The sequence below is a fragment of the Virgibacillus necropolis genome, from assembly GCF_002224365.1.
GTDB lineage: Bacteria > Bacillota > Bacilli > Bacillales > Amphibacillaceae > Virgibacillus_F > Virgibacillus_F necropolis.
The window spans coordinates 2,200,214-2,218,965 of record NZ_CP022437.1 but is presented as its reverse complement, the minus strand read 5'-3'; the positions used below and the strand labels follow the sequence as shown (position 1 = coordinate 2,218,965).

The following is an 18,752-nucleotide window of genomic DNA, read 5'->3' as shown; positions in this document are numbered from 1 at the left end:
ACTAACGCCCCATTAGCATAAGTGCAATATCTTGGTTCTTAGTAGGTAGCAATGTATCTTCACTTTCTAATTTTTTCTTTACTGTAGTAAAAGTACAACTGCACATTGCAAAAGTAATAACGCCAATATAATATTTATTACTCGAAAATGTTTGAAATATGTTTTTTGGAATAATCCACCGAAAAATATCCAAGTCAGGGTCGCAAGCGAACCTATTGCAGCAATGATCATTTCAAAAAATAAAAGCAAACCCAGCGATGAATAATAAGGCATAACATATCCTGTTAGAGAGGTAATCCCAAATAAAAATATCTTTACATTAACAATTTGTAGAACAAAACCAATCCAAAAAGAGGGCTGTTTCTCGGATGTTTTATTTTCAGGCTTACTAATAGCAATCTGATATGCAAGCCACAATATATATATTACTCCTACATATGTAAGGACAGTCATTATTGGATTTATTAAGTTTTCTAACCCAATAATAAATAGGGCACATAATGCTTGCACAAAAAAATAACCAGTAAAGATCCCTAAGAATAAAGTTTTTCCTCTTTTCCATCCATAATTCGCCATTGTATTTAATGCTAAAATATTACCTGGTCCTGGTGTAAAGGCATTTATTATTACGTATATAACAAATGAAAATAATACTTGAACACCCATATCAAAATTCACTCCACTCTCATCTGAATGATTATAATCATTCATAATTGTAGTAGGTTTTTTGGATATAGCATAATACCAAATATATATAGCCTGATATAGTTAATAACTATATCAGGCTTATTATTTGTCCATCTTTAGTTATAATTCTTGTGCAAATCTTTTCAATGCATCCAAATATATTTCACCAAGTCTCGTTAATGTGACATCGCTATGCTTAATTGTTCCAACACGTATGACTTCATCTACATTAAGAGGAACTGCAATAATTTCATCTCCATGAAGATATTTAGGGAAAACCCCTGAAGAAATGGTATAACCATTGAGACCAATCATGAAATTAACAATAGCTGCCCTGTCACTTACTTTAATACTTTTCTTTACACTTCTTGTGCTTAGAATTTCTTCAGAAAAGTAAAAAGAATTGTATTCTCCTTGCTCAAAAGAAAGGCATGGATAGTCATCTAATTCATTCAAATTAATAGCTTCATTGTCGGCTAATGGATGTTTTTTACGAATAAATACATGAGGTCTTGCAGTAAATAGTTGTGAAAAGGTTATATTTCTTTCTCTTAACAGTTTTAATAATACGGATTCATTATAATTACTTAGATAGATAATCCCTAACTCACTTCGTAAATTCTTTACATCTTCAATGATTTCATAAGTTTTCGTTTCACGAAGGGTAAACTCATATTCAGACTCCCCAAACTCTTTTACAAGTTCCACAAAAGCATTTGCTGCAAAAGTATAATGCTGGGTTGAAATACAAAAATGCTGCTTAGCTGTTTTTTCACTTATGTATTTTTCTTCAAGCATGTTAAACTGCTGTAATACCTGTCTCGCATAACCTAGAAACTCAGCCCCTTCATTAGTAATAGTAACTCCTCTATTCGTTCTAATGAATAGAGTGATTTTAATTTCCTTCTCTAATTCCTTAATCGCATTCGACAAACTTGGCTGGGAGATGAACAAACTTTTTGCTGCTTCATTCATAGATCCCTTACTTGCTACTTCTAATGCATACTTTAATTGTTGTAAATTCAAACTGAACGCCACCTTTTCAAAGCCCTAATAATTACTCTATCAATAGAAAAAATCGAATCTCTAACTACATATTTTTAGCGTTTTACCACTTTTTTCTTTCCAACAGAATCTCATCTATCGTTTAGGTTCGCAACAATAAAATTTTGTTTCAAATCTATAGGAGCGTCAGGAAGTCTTATTTCGTTAAATGGCCCGATTCTGGAACTATTTTTTCTTTTTAAAGAAATTAGAAATAACGAGTAGAATTATCCCTATTATGATTGATGGTAAGGCAAGAGGATAGAAGACTTCTGGAATATCTTCTGCCATCACACCACTTTCACTAAAAAATAATAATCCTGATATAAAAAACAGAAAACCTAACCAACCAATTACCTTCCCTAGCTTACTATGTTTTTTGGTCATGTTTAATCACACCATCCTATTTTACTTCAACTAAATAAAATCAACATCTTATAGCCAGCTATCCTCCCAGTTAATTTAATAAGCCTTATTCCGAAATCTGGCCCGTTCGTTGAAATGTCAGATTGAAGTTTACCAGTAGGGTTCTTGTTCATTAGATAACTTTAAAATAAATGGATATAAACCGAATATTATAAAACACAAAACGACAGCAAGAACAAATGCTGTACCTACTGTGAATCCAAACCAAGCATTAATAGGCAAAAATATTAACGGAATGAGCATAAATACACCACTTCTAACTCTTGATGATGCCGATTCATATTGTTTTTTACCACAATGAGGGCATTTTAATCTAAAGATTGTTTTAATCGTTTGCTTCCAAGTCCACTTTTTACCACAATTTTGGCAAGTTGGCATTTAAACACAACCCATTCTTTATTTTCTTTATTTGATAACTTTTTTCAAATTTCTGTTATTTACTACACAATAAGTTATTCAGTTAAATGGCCCGTTTAAGAAGGACGCACTATTCGATTAGCGCGCCCGATTACAGAAGAGTCGACTTTACTTAATCACTCTGCGAATCAATTGTTTTGTTTTCATTTTAGTTTTTGAAATGACGACTATAATCAAAGCAAATAAATTCAAAGCAAAAAGTATCAAATAATAAATACTTGTAGATCCTTCTAAAAGATAAGTCCCATACCTCAGAGTATTTATTCCAAGCACAATCAATAATAAAACAAAGGTTTTTATTATTCATTCTTCTTCACCGTCTCTACACCCTTATTCAACTTTCGAGCCCGTAACGGAAGTTACTGTCTTAGTATTGATGATGATTTTTAGAGCTGTTAGGACCTATTTTATATAACAATACAATAGCGATCAGGGCAATGATAGATGCTACAAACAGCGAGATACTTACTGCTCCCATTCCCATTCCTTCCCATCTTCCAATAATAAAACTGATAAAAAACAAGACAATACTGATAAAGGTAAACGCTATTGGAAAAAGCACTCTCTTTTCAATTCGTTTTGAAATGAATGAGAGAAAGATAATTACAATAATAAAAAAATAAAAATTATTGTCAGGACAACTAGACTTAGCATATAACCAGCACCTTTTTTCTACGGTATTCTGCAAAATGATTCGATTCAGAAGGGCGCACTCTTATTCGATTACTGCGCCCTTTAGTTGATCAAAGGCATTAAGTTGACTCTTTACTATCTCTGTTAGCTTTTGTAGCTAAATATGAAGCAAGTAAAAAGAAAACAAATCCTCCAATCCATCCAACAGTTGGTGAGTATTCAAAAGCGCCTTTTAATAACATTCCACCAGAAACAAATATGGAACCTAAAAATATGAAAGGTACTATATACCATCTACTCTTACTCATTGATAAATCCCCCCAAGCTACTTACTTCGATTTTTTTGTTTAAAATCCCGCTACTGATATAACATTTTATCCTTCACCCTTAATACACAAGTAAATCCCTTCACAATCTACATCTATTTTAACATAAATATCCATTTACTTTTAAATGAGTTATTCTACAAAATGGCTCTTATCATGCAAAAAAGGCGCAAATCCACTTACTCCGGAAAAGCACCCTATTGTTGAAATTCGTTATGGGGTCCTGCCACATAGCCATTAAGCTAAGAAAAACGGAAAAATGAATATTTTAATAAAAACGATTATAGCGAAGCACACCCCCGTTGCTTGCCTTATAGCCCTATTTCTCCTAAAAATTAACGGTTCATTTCACGTTGCAGTATTTCAAAAAAAAGCGACACATGATAGGCATCTACTGTTGCATGATGAACCTTAATATTTACTGGCATTAGCAACTGAGAACCAACTTTTTCGTACTTTCCAATGGTAATCATTGGTGTTAAATTATTTTTGATAGCTCCTGGATGAGATGAAAAATGTTCAAAATGCATCCAAGGAATTGATGAAATATTCACCACATTTGGTGGAACATCTCCCATTGGTGCGATATCTGTTGTGTTTGCATAGTCTTTTATAAGCTTTTTGTACTCACGGTCAACTGATTTATAATCTGTTAATCCTTCCAACCATAAACTATAAAATAACTCTGTTTCTTGATTAAAGTTCGTAAACGTTGGCACTAATTCTTGCCATTCTACTAATTCCTTATCTATGTGGGCATACCTCATATTCGGAATCTTGTTAACCGATTTAGTCAAATTAAAAATCGAGTAAGCATAAAAACTTATAGATTCGTCTTTGCATTTTTTAACTGCTCGAGTAACATCAATTTTTAGTGTCATTTCAAACGTTGTGTCTGTCGCCATAAAATACTCATAATAGTTTCTTCTTGGAAAACTTTCTAAATCAATGACTTGATAAGTCGTCATCTATTTCAACCTCTCATTTATTCAACAATTTGGCCCTATTCTGGTGCAACTTTTATTCAATTAAAATACTCGATAATTAATTTATTTAGTCCTGAATTTTTAATCCTAACAAAGAGGCAAACTGAATGGCTTGAAACGTTGACACTTTGCAGCCCTTTAAGTTTTCAATGGATACAATCAAAGAATCAAAGTTTGATGAACTTATATCAATGCCCTTTAATGATGTCTCTTCAAACCTTGCATCATTGATATTGCAGGAAAGGAACTCAACTTTCTTGAGCTTACAATCATACAGATCAGCACTTTCTAATGAAGCATCATCAAAAGTTACTTTTTCAAATTTTGAATTCCCGAACATCACCATATTTAGAATCGACTTCTCAAACCTTGTATTCCCAATGTATGATTCTGTTAGGTTGCTGCCTAACAACTTGCAATTATAAAACTCAATACGATTCATGGAGGCATTACCCAAATTAGCATTGGATAAATCACAATTCTCAAAGCGCACATCGGTAAGATCAATTCGGCTAAAGTCAGTATTAACAAAGTTGCAGTTTTTGATAACCGTTTGATAAAGTCGTAATCGATCTATAGACTCGTTATCAAATTGAGAATCTGTAACGAGGCTCACTTCAAATTCTGGATCTTCTTCGTAATAAATATCTGTAAATTTTCTCTCCGTTAGATTTTCAGGGATCTTGGGTGTGTCAATCTTCACTTTATACCTACTCTCAAAAGAATTTAATTCATAATAAGGTGTCTAATTACAAACATAAAGGAACCCACGTTCTTTTTCAAGACTTGACCTTTACGCATTTTCTGATACACATAGGCTTCATCTAGACGCATATCTTAACTGACGTTGTTTTGAGAGCGCTTTACTTATTCCGCAAATGCGCCCGATCGTATTATAAGGTCAGCCAGTCATTCTGGTTGACCTATTTTTAATAGGTTTTATGCCTAAGGTAGTCGGGGTAGGACGTTTGCGCCCGTGGGACACTGATCCCGTCCGTTATACTGTCCACCCCCTCCTTGTAGAAACATGTTTGAGGCTGGTTGGGACATGATCCCGTATAACAAGCGAAGCTATGACACTACAAGTGATGTATTCCTTAATGTTATCAGGATCTACTGTTGCAGCCCGTATTTGCCTTTCAATAAGTTCCTTCTCAATAATTGCTTTTCGTATAGTTGTCTTACCCGATGCAGTACCGCCACCGATTAAAATGGCTAAGGGTTTTTCCCCTTGCTTTGGCGTAGAGCCTGTCTTCTCAATCATATTTAAAATCTTTTTGTGCATGGTATAACGTTTTTTAGTATATTTCTTGGAACCAATCGAATAAAGTTCCTTGGTTTCCTTTATTACTGTTTTTTTCTCATTACTTTTCGTAATAACCCTAGATTCATATAGCGATATATAAGTTCTTTATAAACGGAAGATTTCTTCATTATCTTAATCACCCAATTTTATTTAAAATTAAAAGCGCTAAGATTAACGAAATCCTAGCACTCAATTTTTTTAATAAAGCCGTTATAAAATACTCCTAAGAGATGAAAAGCGTTTAATAAAGATTCGGATTGTACCAATTGTTATTATTCATAGGCATGTAACGTCATTCAGTCCATAATATGCATAGTCCTTTTAAATGTACTGAGTCCCAACATAAATAGGCATTAACCTAATGACACCAAGAAATAAATTGAGGTTCTTATGTAAATTGAATTAGTTTGCTAAAACAGATACTTATAACAGAAATGGTATGTCAGTTTTGGCAGCATGCAAGACTCTTATTATTCGAGCCATAATAATATCCCAATTAGGGTAACAAAGATTAAAACAATTTCGACTAGCGAAACTTTAAAATTATTTCGATTCTCCATAAACCTCCATTCAACATATGCTTGAAAACCGAGCTGACTTACTGAAAAAAATATCGATAGAAGAAGCACGATTAGCGGTTTATCTACGAATATGATCAAGCTCGCTATGACAGAGATCACAAAAATCGTACGTAACGTCCGATCGGCCTTTTTATGAAATTCATTGATGTGATTATACGAAAACCACTTCTTTTTATCAGCCCCTATTCTGCGGCGAATGATGGCCGGAATTCCCCCCACGACAAAAACAACTGCTCCCATAATAATTATAAATTCCTTCCAAAATCCAGGAGTGAATCCGTAGTGGTCCATTAAAAATCAACTCCGTTCCATCTGTCTCATTCTATTCAAACGAAGACGAGCAGGTTGAGTTTTCACGATAGTGGTAGTGGTGAACTAATCAAAGAGTATTCCTTTTTGCTTTACCCAATCGAAAAATCATAGAAATAATTCGTCTCTCTTTTGAAACCAACTCTTTCATAAAGTCTTTGTGCAGTTAAGTTGTCCTTACCTGTCTCAAGTGACACTCCTATTGCACCTGTTCCCTCTGCAAAAGTAATTGTTTTTTTTAATAATTTCTCGCCAAATCCTTTTCCCCTAGCTTTTTCTTTCACATACAAATCATTTAATACCCATGTCCGCTTCATACTTACTGAAGAAAATGATGGATATAACTGAACAAAACCAATTGGATCATTCTCATCAAGGGCTATAAATGCTACTGACTCCTCATTGTTTAGCCTTTCTTTGATAAAATCCCTTGCACCTTCAGGATTAGATTTTTGCTCATAAAACACTCTATACAAATCAAAAAGCTCTGATAGAGTTTCATAATCTTTTAGTGTTGCTTTTTGAATACTCACGTTTTATCCCCTCCTAAGTTCGTCTTTTTGAAAATTATAAATAAAATAGTATAAAACAGCTTCAGGAAAACTTATAAGAAACTCTTTTTGGCAGCAAATCGATATAAAGACGACATTTTTGTTATGAGACTTTAGTTGATTTTTTTAGAAGAGCAGATACCTTTACTTATTAGAGATCTACCCGTTCAAAGTGTTCTACTGATGGGAAAGGATCATAAAAATGATGTAGCTGGTTTTTCCACTCTTTATATTCACGAGATTGTCTAAATCCCACTGTATGATCTTCTAAGCTCTCCCATTTAACCAAAAGTAAATATTTCCCTTCCACTTCCATACATCGTTGCAATTCATGAGATATGTAACCTTTCATTGATGAAATAATTTTAGAAGCGTTACGAAAGGCTTCTTCATATTCCTTTTCCATCCCTTGCTTAACCTGAAGCATAACAGCTTCCAAAATCATGTAATCACTCCTCTTTCGTTAAAGTATAACATTACTAAAATATCACATGACAAGGAAAGTCACAAAAGTCTCTTTTTTCATGGTTTGCATAGTTTTTTCGCTTTTCTAGCCCCAGTAGTTGTTCCTTCATCTCTATACCACCCCTGTAACCTGTCAATTTTCCGCTTTTTGCGATTACACGATGACAAGGAACCGTGATTAACAAAGGATTGGTTCCAATAGCAGTCCCGACAGCACGAACCGCGTTCGGTTTTTGAATCTGTTTGGCAATATCCGTGTACGAAACAGTCTGACCATACGGAATTTCTTGCAACACCTTCCAGACAGATTGTTGAAACGTTGTACCGTGAAGATCCATTGGCAATGTGAACTCTTTACGTCGCCCCTCCAAATAATCGATCAGTTCTGTTGCATAAGGTTTTAATACATACTCATCTTCCGAAAGTACATAAGTAGGGAGTCGTTTCTTCACCCATGTGGCAAGTTCTTCAAATGGCGCATTTTGTGAACCAACATAACAAAATCCTTCTGTTGTTGCTGCAATATACATCGTCCATGGTCCGTTATTTAACAGCATCCAATAGACGATACCTTTATTGTTTTTCTCCATTTTTTTGCACCTCCATTATTGTTTTTTGGTACTGTTTAGGTGTTTGTCCAGTATGATTTTTGAATAACGTAATAAAATAAGGCGTATTTGGGAGCCCTACAGCAAAACCGATTTCTGCGACAGATTTATTAGTTGTGGAGAGCTCTTTCATCGCATTTGAAATTCTTACTCGTTGGATGTATTCTGCAGGCGTCAACCCGATAATTCTCTTAAATGTTCGTTGTAAATGATAGGGGCTTCCATGACACATGTCTGCTAATATTTCCAATGACAATTGTTCATGATAGTTCCCATTTATATATTCTTTAATTTGGGCTGTCCATTCTTCGTCTGGCAAACGTATACCACCGGGCTTGCAGCGTTTACAAACACGAAAACCTTCGGATAATGCTTTATCTACGTCTTTGAAAATGCGGACGTTCTCTTTTTTAGGATCTCTCGATTTACAAGACGGTCGGCAACAGATACCCGTTGATTTTACTGCGTAAATAAAATTATCATCATACGACTGGTCATTATGCGTAATCGCTTGCCATCGTTCATCAGTCAATCGCATGACGTCTTGATTGTCATTCATGGAATCACCTCTTTTCTAGTTGTAGTATACCCGCATTCTTTCATTAAAAGGGATTTATTAGGATGTAAGAGCAAGATAACGAAATATTTATTTACATTAATATGATACAACTAAGTATGTAAGAAACATGAAGGAGTGTATATGTATGGTTGTTAATCAATGTGACGATTTAGTTATAAAGGTTCCAAAAGAATTCAGCTTTAAAGAAAATATTAGTTATATGCTACGGTCTCCAAATGAGTGCATGTTTGAAATCCGGGATGGTAAAGTCGTGAAGGCTATTCCCGTCTCAGGTGAAGTTCCATTGGTCGAAATTAGCGAAAGCACTAATGGAAATCTTGTTATTCGCTTTTTAGGGGACACTCATCCCATAAACAAAAAAGTACGTGACGAAGTGCATTTGTATGTGAGAGACTTGTTTGATCTAGATAATGATTTAAAGCCTTTTTATGAAATGGGTGAAAATGACTTGTTGCTCCAAAAAGCAATTGACGAATTTTATGGATTACGTATTGTTGGGATTCCAGATTTATTTGAAGCATTAGTTTGGGGGATTCTCGGACAGCAGATCAATTTGACATACGCGTACACATTAAAAAGACGCCTGGTTGAAACATTCGGAAGGTCAATTGAATGGGAGGGCTGTCAGTATTGGATTTTCCCTGAAGCGAAAGACATTGCTAAACTTACAATCGATGATTTGGCCCCAATAAAAATGACCGTAAAAAAATGTGAATACCTTATCGGAATTGCGCAACTTATCGTCGAAGGAAGTCTTTCAAAATCACTTGTAATGGGGAATGGCGAACTTAAAGAAGCAGAAAAAATGCTTGTCAAGATCCGTGGAATCGGCCCATGGACTGCAAACTATGTATTAATGCGTTGTCTACGATTTCCGAAAGCATTCCCAATTGATGATGTCGGGTTACATAATGCGATTAAACATTTAACTGGTGCAGAAGAAAAGCCGACGAAAGAAGAAATCTTGAAACTTTCTGCTCCGTGGAAGGAATGGGAATCATATGCAACGTTTTATTTGTGGCGATCTTTATATTAAATTAGACTCTGGAGTCATTTCAGATAAGGTACATGTGAAGGCTGTTTAGACCTCTTACTTAACAGCCTTCGATTGCTGGCTTAGGCTGGATACATTTGAATTCTACCATTTCAAATGAACCATCAATTTTCACTTTAAGCACTAACGGGTTCTTACTCATTTTCATAGACATAGGTAATCTAAAGTTCTATTTAATATAGTACGTGTCATATGGCTTTTCCAAAATATATCCAAGTTTTTGTGCTAACTTAACAGACTCAAGATTAGCCGCATCCCAACTAGGATACATTCCTCTATCAAGACAATCTAAAATCAATGCAGCAGCTGCAACAGTTGCTAAACCTTTTCTTCGATGCGTGGGATGTGTTCCAATCTCAATCTCAATTCCTTCATCATAAATACTGTATGATGATGCTCCACATACAACTTGCCCATCATACAAAATACAAAAGCCTACTCCTCTATTAATATAATCATCTATCGAATTAAACTGCACTGTGAAATCCTCTGAAATCTCATGCAAAGATGGTTTCTTCGCCAAAGTTGCATCAATTCTTTTTAGTTCGTACCCTTCTGGTAATGTTGATAAAAAGCTTTCAATATGGTTACGGTTTAAATCTTCAAAGTCTTTTTTGAAACTGTATCGTTTAATTTTTTCTATAGAACCTTTATGGACCGTTTCTATACGATTTCTCCATTCATCTGTATTAACAATCGCAAGCATTCTTTCTGGTAGGTTATAAAGTAATTCTTTTGCTACCCCTGCATGTGGGTTTCCTGCATAGAACACAAAATCCCCTACTAAAACTTGTGCAACGGTAGGATTTTCAAGGTCATCAACCCAAGCGGTCCTTGAAGACATGAAAGAATAGTAGTATCATGCATAGTTTCGAACATAGGAAATAACTTTTTTCTTACATTGTTATCTGTTTCATAAATCATTATATTCCCTTCTTTCATCTTAATATGTCAATTAATAAAAGCATAGAGATGTAAGGGATAGCATTAGAATTAAAACAAATTATTAAACTCATTTATAGGCCTGACTAGTACTTTCACTAAGAGTACATTACATTTATATCGGATTCGCCCTAAATAAATATTGATTTTCTATATAATTAACCCAGCACAGGAACAAATGTTCTGATATAATAAGTTTCAGAGAAGGAAATGTTTATCAATTAGTGACCTCCCCCGGAAATCTAGTTGTTTTACAGACTCATTCCTTCTCTTGCTTACTTTTTTCTACAATTAACTATTCAAGCGGTTACCCTTGGTTTAAAGAAATTTAAATAGGCACAGTATCACAGTATAATTAGTCCGATTTCTACTTTTCTTTATACCATTCTGTTGCTCGCCGTTCAATTTCAGTAACAAGATTTTCCTTACAGCAATGTACGATTCAATATCGTGTGGAAATTGTTGAGCCAATTTTTGCTTCAGCTCACCATGCCTCTTCTTTGATTCAGGATGTGTTCTTAGATAATCTCGAAAAGCCAAATGTCGTTTTATTTCATAGTTTCCAAGCTGGTAAATATGAACATGATGAGTTCGATTGTCTCCGCCTTTTTGAAAGTATCTTCGTTCAGGTATTCCATTTTCACCTTTTGGTTCGTACCCAATGTTTTCCATTGAATTAATATATTTATCAACCACGTTAATTTCCTTAACGACAGGCATAATGTCTATGACTGGCTTGGCTTTCAAACCCGGAACAGACGTACTACCGATGTGGTGAATGACAACCACTTGCTCACCGAAAATGGTACGTAATTTATCGGCTTCTTTTTCAAACATCGAAAGCCATTTCTCGTGATACGAACATACTTCAACTTTTCTCACGAATATCCCCCTTTTTCAACAAGAGTGCTTCGTTATCTCAACAAGAATAGGCAGTTAACATCCGAACCCTTTATAGTTACTAGCTCCTGTTAAATATCAATTTCTCCTAATATGCTTTACATCACGACGTTAGTTGAACAACAATGAAGAGCGCACTAAGTAGAAAAACTCACAATTTCAATTTTAACACAAAATTCCATTTATTCCCTTCAAAAAATAAGACCCCTAATTCGGTTAAAGTCTGGATTTGTGTATTCAATTATTGAACCGGTTAATGAAAATCATTCATTAACTAAGGTAAAGATTTCTTTTTTATCATTCCACTCTACCGTAACAACTACCTCAGTTTCTTCAGTAGTAAAAGCACAACCGCTACACATACTTCCGTTATCCATTAAACTGCCATCTTCATTTAGTATTGCATTTGTTCGAGACGAACTACCCACCGAGTCAATCTCGTAATCAAATTCTCCAACTGAATTTACATCCTCACCTTTGTATCGGAGTTGAAATTCTTCCTCCTGCATATCATCGGTCTGTGTAATCTTTAATTTAGCTGACCAGTTTTTACTTTCTCCTGAAAAAATAATTGTTTTTGTCTTACAAGCCATCAAGAGCAATAATAGGATTAGAGATAAAAATAAAGTCTTTTTAATCATTCATAATCCTCCTCTATTCATTTATACTTCAATAGCTGTAAACCAACCCTTTATTCCACAATAGATATAATCATATAATCCAACCCTTACCCTTTATGCTATGAAGTATGTTTTCATTATACAATTGGCCGCAGTTCTTACTAGTGAATCGAGACCGTTTTATTAAGACGATTCAGCCAAATATTTATGTATTATTACTTATTACTATTTACATTCTTCTACTCTTTCTTTGAAGTAATACCCAAATCCAATAAGTAGAAATGACAATTACAGGTATCAGTACTGGTATAAGATGATAACCTCTTGGTAAGAGGAATGATAACACTATGCTTAACAATATGAATGGGATTACCAAAATAAACCAAACTCTTACTCGCTTATTATTAAAGCTAAATTCAAATTTCTTTTCCATTACCATCTCTCCCTTTCATTATATTTATTTTAACACAAATATTCAGACTCCTTTTTAGCAGTCACATATAAATTGGCAGACTGTGACTGAAATGATGAATACCCATCCCCTTTAATTTAGCTATCTCAATTGAACATGCAGTTAATTTTTCTCTGATACAGAACCTTTTTTTATTACGGGAGCATTTTTGCCTAATATAACAGAAAAGAAAACAATCACTGCTATTACAAGAGTGAAAAATGTGATGGATTCATCTAGAAATACTGTTGCGAATAGAATCATCAAAAATGGTTGTAAGTATTGAAGCTGACTAACTCTTGCTATTCCGCCCATAGCCATTCCGCTATACCAGGCAACATATGCTAAAAATTGACTAACCACTGCGAGATAAATAAAACTAACCCAAGCTTGTAAAGGGGCATGGAGCATTTCAGTTGTAAGGTTTAACCCAACTGGAATAATAAAAAATGGAGCACCGATCATAATTGCCCAAGCAATCACTTGCCAGCTCCCTATTTCTTTCGCTAATTTCCCACCCTCTGCGTAACTAAGTCCAAGTATAATCACTGCTGCTAGTAAAGCTAAATCAGCAAATTGTAATTGACCGAATCCAAGATGAAGTGCATACATAATAACAGCTAAAGAGCCGATTATACTTGAAATCCAAAATTTTAGAGAAGGGATTTCACCTGCCCTAAACATAGCAAATCCGGCTGTTGCTAATGGTAATAGGGCCAATTCCACAGCTCCATGAGAAACAGGCAAGGATTCCATTGCCCAAGAAGTGAGGAGAGGAAATCCTAAAACAGCACCAACAGCAACAATAAGTAGACTTTTAAATTGGCGAGGAGAAGGTAGTTTTTCTTTTCGAACAATCAATACTACAGCCACTAAAATAGAAGCAAAAACAGTTCTCCCTAAACCAACGACTGTAGTCCCAAAATACTCTACTGCAACACTTGTAGAAGGAAGCGTTAAGCTAAAACAAATGACACCGACTAATCCCAACAATAATCCATATTTCTCTCTGGTTTCTCTTTGCATCTTATCCTACCCCTATCCCTTTATTTTGCCTTACATGTGTACCATTTTTTACTTTTCTAAAAAGTCAGTTCTGATATAATTAAAATACTAATAGGTACACATAACAAAATAAACCATTCTTTTATCCATCTGTCCTGGTACAGTTAAAGGGAGATAAAAATATGAACCCAAAATATATAAAGATAATGGAAGAAATTAAGCTTCGGCTAGCAGATGGCTCGCTCGTTGCAGGTAGTAAACTCCCTTCTGTTCGTCAGTTATCTGAGTATTTTTCATGTAGCAAAAATACGGTTATTAAAGCGTACGTAGAACTAGAAAAAGAGCATTTAATTTATTCTGTTCCTAAAAGCGGCTACTATGTTGTGAGTGAAATTCAAAATGCGACGAATGAAAATGAGGTGATTGATTTTTTGTCTGCTGGTCCAGATAAAAACGTTATGCCTTATATTGAATTTCAACATTGTATGAATCAAGCAATTGAACACTATAAAGAAGAGCTTTTTACTTACTCTGATCAACAAGGGCTTTACTCATTACGCGTACAGGTAGTGAAATATTTGCAGAATTTACAGGTGTTCACTCAACCTGAAAGAGTAGTCGTTGTATCTGGCTCGCAGCAAGCTCTTAATTTATTAGTTTCAATGCCTTTTCCAAATGGAAAAAACAATATTCTAATTGAGCAGCCTACTTATTTTGGATTCATTGAGTCCATCAGTTTACAACAAGCTACTACTTTTGGAATTGAGTTATCGATGGAAGGAATTGATCTTAACCGTCTGGAGTACATTTTTCGAAATAATGATATAAAATTTTTCTATATTATCCCTAGATTTCACAATCCACTTGGACATTGTTACTCGAATAGCGAAAAGAAAAAAATCGTTGAGTTAGCCGAAAAATACGATGTGTATATAGTGGAAGATGATTTTTTAGGAGACCTTGATCCAAATGCAAAATCAGATCCTTTATTTTCTTTTGATCCTTCTGGGAGAGTGATTTATATTAAAAGCTTTTCGAAAATTTTTCTCCCGGGGTTAAGGATTGCTACTGTAGTTCTCCCTACATTAATGATTAAAAATTTTCTGCGTTATAAATTTAGTTCGGATTTTAATAGTCCAGCACTTTCTCAAGGTGCACTAGAAATTTATTTAAAAAGTGGTATGTTTTATAGCCATCTCAAAAAAATAAAAGAGGTATACCGTACTAAAATGCAAACCCTTCAAGAAGCATGTGAATTATTGCTACCGGCTAATACTCACTTTTCTAAACCGACTTCAGGATTCTATCTATCCATCACTTTGCCTGAGAATGTGACAGCAAAACAGGTAGTCCACATGCTAAATGAGCAGCAAATATATGTTGATGATGCCTCTAGAATGTTTTTACCAGAATATAAAAAGCAAAATATTATTCGATTAAGCATCTCTCAAGTGAACGGGAGTCAAATTAAACTAGGGGTAGAGCAATTGGCTCATTGTATTGCTTTAATTGACAGTAGAAAAAATCATATTACTCCAAATAACTTTTTACTCTTTTAGTATGGGTAGTGTATATAAAGAGTAGTATCAGGATTATGCGGATTTCCAAATCTAAGAAAATATGCTCGAAATGGTGTTTATGTGACTTAGAATTTGAGCAATCATTTGATAGATATTTCCTCTCAAAATCTACAAACTTTTAAATAAAATAAACCCTCTCAAAACGATATTTTTGAGATGGGTTATTCAAAACTAAATTGTTCCGCAAAAGGGCCAGAAATAAGTTAAGCATTAATATCAATGAGCGAACTAGCGAATTACAGCATATACTTTTAGATAGGCACGTCTTCATTAGAAAGGATAGGTCAGCTCCAATTATTCAGAGCTGACCTTCTATTGTTTAATGATTAGGTAAATCCACTTTGACGGGCTTCATCTCAATAGAATCATTCATTCCGAAAATCCCAAACGGCACCATAAGCGAGTAATCATTTATCGTGAATTTTTCCGGCTTGTCGAGCTCAAAACGTGATTGAAAGTGCAATTTTTCTTGGTTGATTAATTTTCCTTTTTTACCTAAAATGAGGGAATCCTCTTTTAAAGCTTCATACTGGTCTTGACCATCACCATTTGAAATCACATCTTCAGATCGAATAAGTTTGATCTGATCAGCGAAATTTTGAAAAATATCTTTTTTGTAGCTTTCTGAATCAACATTCTTGATATAATAATCAATGATAAATTGTTGGTCCTGTTTTAAAACTTTGTTTACAACGATCTTGTATCCAAAGCGACTGCTCTCCACTTCAAATGGAGTGTCTTGAATAGCATGAATCGTATCGAATTCGTCTCTACTTACTTCAGGATAAATCATTAAATAATCATCATTTGCATCTATTGCACTCGTAAAAAGAGAGTGCTCTTGAACTTGTATCGTACCACTTTTTTCTTCTATACTCACTGTCTTTCCAATGTTTCTCTTCGACAGTCGATTCCCATCGTCGTCAAACACATCAATGTTGATATGATCGTCCTTACCGCCTTTTGGCCGGATGGTTTTATAATCTAAAATCGTTGTAGCTTTTCCTTTCGTTATCGAATTCATAATGAGGGAATAGGAACCATCCTTTGTGCGTGTTTCACCTTCAACCATAACTTTCTCAGCTGGTCTTTTTTCAATAGGAATATCAAATCTCCATGTTCCTTTCTCTCCTAATATGGAAGTGAAGGTAATCGGGAGAGTAAAGTCGCTGGCAATGGATTGATCCGGTTGATAAAATTCCATAGCACCAATAAATCCATCATCAGTTTCTTTCAGGCCACTCCCCGATCCTGACAATTGGTTTTGTTCCTCACCATCAAATAAATAGTATCCATATCCTGAAGCAGAACTATTTCCTTTATCCATGTTTTTGATAGAAAGCTGATCTCCTTCTACTTTAAAGGTAAAACCTAGTACATTGTTGTCGTAATAAGCACTCGTAATCGTGATATTGACACCATTATCAGTTGCCTTTTCATCAAGTTCTGTAACTAAATTACTTGCGAAGAGTTCACTTCCAACAGTAGTAGTGATGTCCTCATATATGAGATTGAGTAAAGGGACCTTTGCAAGCACTTCTGTAACAGGTGAGAAAAATAAACCAGAGGCTAGGATGAGTGAAGCTGCAGCCGATGTAATGATAGTCGTTGATTTCAAGCGCTTTCTCTTACGCTTCGATCGCTTACCTGATCTAATGCCATTCTTAATAGCCTGGTTCAACTCCTCTTGAGGTACTTCCATATCATTCCAATACTGATCAAACCATTCTTTTTTCATCGATACTCACTCCCCCTAATAACTTCTTTATTTCAACTTTGGCCCGGCGAAGATAGGTTTTAATCGTTCCTTCTGGTTTACTCATCGATTCAGAAATACTTTTTATCGACTGATCTTGAAAATAGAAAAGGATAATGACCGTTTTATAATTATGACTTAATGTAGAAATAGCTGAGAGCAAGTCGAGCTTTTCTTCAAGATCAAGGTGTTCACTGCCCCTGAAGTTGGAAAAGTCATCTGTTAGGACGACCTTCTTTTTTTTGTGAAGATAATCATACGCTGTGTGAATTAAGATTTTCATCAGCCAAGCACTAAAAAGCTCAGGTTTCTTAAGTTGATGGATAGATATGAATGCTTTTGTAACAGCCTCCTGAACAACATCCATGGCATCGTCTTTATTGCGGACATAGAGAAAAGCCGTTTTGTATAACTTATCCCCTTCTTCTCTAATCAATAATTCAAAGGCTTCTTCATCACCTTTGATGGCTTTTACGACTTTTTTATGTAACAATGAGACACCTCCTTACCCATATGAGTGATTATCCTCAAAAAAAGTTTCAAATTCTTTAGGTGTTTTGCTGAATCTTTTAAGTTCACCATATGTTATTATGAATTACATTCAGTATAAGGGGAATCACTGAAATGCCATAGGGGTTTGGTTGTTTATCAAGGGAAATCCAAACCAAAACAGAAAATGGCTAGTATGTTAAATGGCGCGTTTGTTTAATAGATATAAAAGGATCATCCATGTTAGCCAGGACTAATATGGATGATCCTTTATTTTGTTCACGCAAATAATTATTAAAACTGCGCAATTTAAATAATAAATTGATATATCACTTTATGATATAGCTTTTTCAATCCTGGCTATTTTCTTAATTACACTGTTTTTATGTTGCTGAGTTGAATTAATGAATTTTAAATTAGGATGATAAAAAGGATAGAAATAGCAAACTAGATCTTATTATTGCTATTCGTTTTGCTGTCTATTTATTGATCCAAACCTTTTTTCAATAAGATGCATCGACCTGTGGACTAAAATATGCATGATTACAATAAAGATTATAAGACCGAAGTTAACCAAAATTTCTGTAATGAACTTCTTTCTCCTAAATAAATTCTATGCTAAAATGAAGTAAATTCGGAATGAAACCATCAAGTGTTATAGACGTCTAATCAACGGCCAAAAAATTTAGCATAGAATTATTTAATGGCTTATTACGAGGGAGGTCACTCTTTGAAAAAAATATTACTAAGAAAAGAAATAAAAATATAGCAAGTGTTATTTTTTTAGTCGTATTACTTTCTCTTATACCCTTTCTCCATAACAATTTTAATACAGTAATTATTTTGTTAGCAGCTTTTGTTATTTATGCTATTGTATTATTTATTGTTAATCGTTTATCAGAAAAAGAAAAGAAATAGGCATTAGCTAACTGTACGAGTAGCTTTACTTGTAGGGGTTAATTATTAAAACTAAAAATCTGGGCGAGGACCTCTAGTGAATTTTAGTTTACAATAATAAGAGAAGTACCGCCAACTC

Annotated in this window: 21 protein-coding genes and 1 pseudogene; 2 read left to right on the top strand and 20 right to left on the bottom strand. The window is 34.5% G+C overall.

From position 1 onward, the window contains the following. Positions 1–78: 78 nt before the first annotated feature. The 14 genes from CFK40_RS10575 to CFK40_RS10505 all read right to left on the bottom strand — a co-directional run bounded on the left by CFK40_RS10575 (position 79) and on the right by CFK40_RS10505 (position 8,898). Complete coding sequence (locus tag CFK40_RS10575) at positions 79–666, bottom strand: LysE family transporter (protein WP_089532273.1); 588 nt, start codon at positions 664–666, stop codon at positions 79–81. A gap of 141 nt (positions 667–807) precedes the next feature. Beyond that, entirely contained in the window at positions 808–1,713 is a 906-nt protein-coding gene (locus CFK40_RS10570) for a LysR family transcriptional regulator (RefSeq protein ID WP_089532272.1), read from the bottom strand. A 204-nt stretch (positions 1,714–1,917) separates the two neighbouring features. Continuing rightward, positions 1,918–2,118 (bottom strand): hypothetical protein, encoded by a 201-nt coding sequence (locus CFK40_RS10565; RefSeq protein ID WP_089532271.1) that lies wholly within the window; start codon positions 2,116–2,118, stop codon positions 1,918–1,920. Positions 2,119–2,247: 129 nt separating this feature from the next. Further along, positions 2,248–2,535 carry a TIGR04104 family putative zinc finger protein gene (locus tag CFK40_RS10560; RefSeq protein WP_089532270.1) on the bottom strand — a complete coding sequence of 96 codons (288 nt, stop codon included), beginning with the start codon at positions 2,533–2,535 and terminating at the stop codon, positions 2,248–2,250. A gap of 406 nt (positions 2,536–2,941) precedes the next feature. Beyond that, the gene (locus CFK40_RS21500) at positions 2,942–3,136 is read right to left on the bottom strand and encodes a YesK family protein (protein ID WP_264371365.1); all 195 of its coding nucleotides are present in this window, start codon (positions 3,134–3,136) and stop codon (positions 2,942–2,944) included. A gap of 190 nt (positions 3,137–3,326) precedes the next feature. Continuing rightward, entirely contained in the window at positions 3,327–3,515 is a 189-nt protein-coding gene (locus tag CFK40_RS10545; protein WP_089532268.1) for a hypothetical protein, read from the bottom strand. A 353-nt stretch (positions 3,516–3,868) separates the two neighbouring features. Continuing rightward, on the bottom strand, positions 3,869–4,501 hold the full coding sequence (locus tag CFK40_RS10540) for a CatA-like O-acetyltransferase (protein WP_089532267.1): 633 nt from the start codon (positions 4,499–4,501) through the stop codon (positions 3,869–3,871). An 85-nt stretch (positions 4,502–4,586) separates the two neighbouring features. Beyond that, entirely contained in the window at positions 4,587–5,222 is a 636-nt protein-coding gene (locus tag CFK40_RS10535) for a pentapeptide repeat-containing protein (RefSeq protein WP_089532266.1), read from the bottom strand. Positions 5,223–5,516: 294 nt separating this feature from the next. Continuing rightward, positions 5,517–5,783, bottom strand: coding sequence for a zeta toxin family protein (locus CFK40_RS10530; RefSeq protein WP_161493856.1), 267 nt, complete (start codon positions 5,781–5,783; stop codon positions 5,517–5,519). Positions 5,784–6,295: 512 nt separating this feature from the next. Next, positions 6,296–6,697, bottom strand: coding sequence for a DUF4181 domain-containing protein (locus tag CFK40_RS10525; protein WP_089532264.1), 402 nt, complete (start codon positions 6,695–6,697; stop codon positions 6,296–6,298). Positions 6,698–6,807: 110 nt separating this feature from the next. Next, entirely contained in the window at positions 6,808–7,248 is a 441-nt protein-coding gene (locus CFK40_RS10520) for a GNAT family N-acetyltransferase (RefSeq protein ID WP_089532263.1), read from the bottom strand. A gap of 169 nt (positions 7,249–7,417) precedes the next feature. Further along, positions 7,418–7,711: an antibiotic biosynthesis monooxygenase family protein gene (locus CFK40_RS10515; protein WP_089532262.1), complete on the bottom strand. Its 294-nt coding sequence runs from the start codon at positions 7,709–7,711 to the stop codon at positions 7,418–7,420. Positions 7,712–7,745: 34 nt separating this feature from the next. After that, on the bottom strand, positions 7,746–8,321 hold the full coding sequence (locus tag CFK40_RS10510; RefSeq protein ID WP_089532261.1) for a methylated-DNA--[protein]-cysteine S-methyltransferase: 576 nt from the start codon (positions 8,319–8,321) through the stop codon (positions 7,746–7,748). Further along, entirely contained in the window at positions 8,305–8,898 is a 594-nt protein-coding gene (locus CFK40_RS10505) for a bifunctional transcriptional activator/DNA repair enzyme AdaA (protein ID WP_089532260.1), read from the bottom strand. Before CFK40_RS10505 ends, CFK40_RS10510 begins: the two co-directional genes overlap by 17 nt. A gap of 145 nt (positions 8,899–9,043) precedes the next feature. On the opposite strand from CFK40_RS10505, the gene CFK40_RS10500 reads away from it, so the two are divergent. Continuing rightward, entirely contained in the window at positions 9,044–9,955 is a 912-nt protein-coding gene (locus tag CFK40_RS10500; RefSeq protein WP_089532259.1) for a DNA-3-methyladenine glycosylase family protein, read from the top strand. A gap of 187 nt (positions 9,956–10,142) precedes the next feature. Here CFK40_RS10500 and CFK40_RS10495 read toward each other — a convergent pair. From CFK40_RS10495 to CFK40_RS10475, 4 genes and pseudogenes are all read right to left on the bottom strand, one after another. After that, positions 10,143–10,897, bottom strand: a pseudogene (locus tag CFK40_RS10495) (GNAT family N-acetyltransferase). A 336-nt stretch (positions 10,898–11,233) separates the two neighbouring features. Further along, positions 11,234–11,797, bottom strand: a complete 564-nt coding sequence (locus CFK40_RS10490) for a GrpB family protein (protein ID WP_089532258.1) — start codon at positions 11,795–11,797, stop codon at positions 11,234–11,236. Positions 11,798–12,078: 281 nt separating this feature from the next. After that, positions 12,079–12,456, bottom strand: coding sequence for a hypothetical protein (locus CFK40_RS10485; protein ID WP_089532257.1), 378 nt, complete (start codon positions 12,454–12,456; stop codon positions 12,079–12,081). Positions 12,457–13,009: 553 nt separating this feature from the next. Beyond that, the gene (locus tag CFK40_RS10475; RefSeq protein WP_089532255.1) at positions 13,010–13,912 is read right to left on the bottom strand and encodes a DMT family transporter; all 903 of its coding nucleotides are present in this window, start codon (positions 13,910–13,912) and stop codon (positions 13,010–13,012) included. 161 nt (positions 13,913–14,073) lie between these two features. Between CFK40_RS10475 and CFK40_RS10470 the strand changes: the two genes are divergently transcribed. Beyond that, on the top strand, positions 14,074–15,450 hold the full coding sequence (locus tag CFK40_RS10470) for an aminotransferase-like domain-containing protein (RefSeq protein ID WP_089532254.1): 1,377 nt from the start codon (positions 14,074–14,076) through the stop codon (positions 15,448–15,450). A 340-nt stretch (positions 15,451–15,790) separates the two neighbouring features. On the opposite strand, the gene CFK40_RS10465 is transcribed toward CFK40_RS10470, so the two are convergent. Further along, a complete protein-coding gene (locus CFK40_RS10465) occupies positions 15,791–17,209 on the bottom strand; it encodes a DUF4179 domain-containing protein (RefSeq protein WP_089532253.1) in 1,419 nt (472 codons plus the stop codon). Beyond that, on the bottom strand, positions 17,190–17,720 hold the full coding sequence (locus CFK40_RS10460) for a sigma-70 family RNA polymerase sigma factor (RefSeq protein WP_089532252.1): 531 nt from the start codon (positions 17,718–17,720) through the stop codon (positions 17,190–17,192). The genes CFK40_RS10465 and CFK40_RS10460 overlap by 20 nt, the downstream gene beginning before the upstream one ends. Positions 17,721–18,752 lie beyond the last annotated feature (1,032 nt).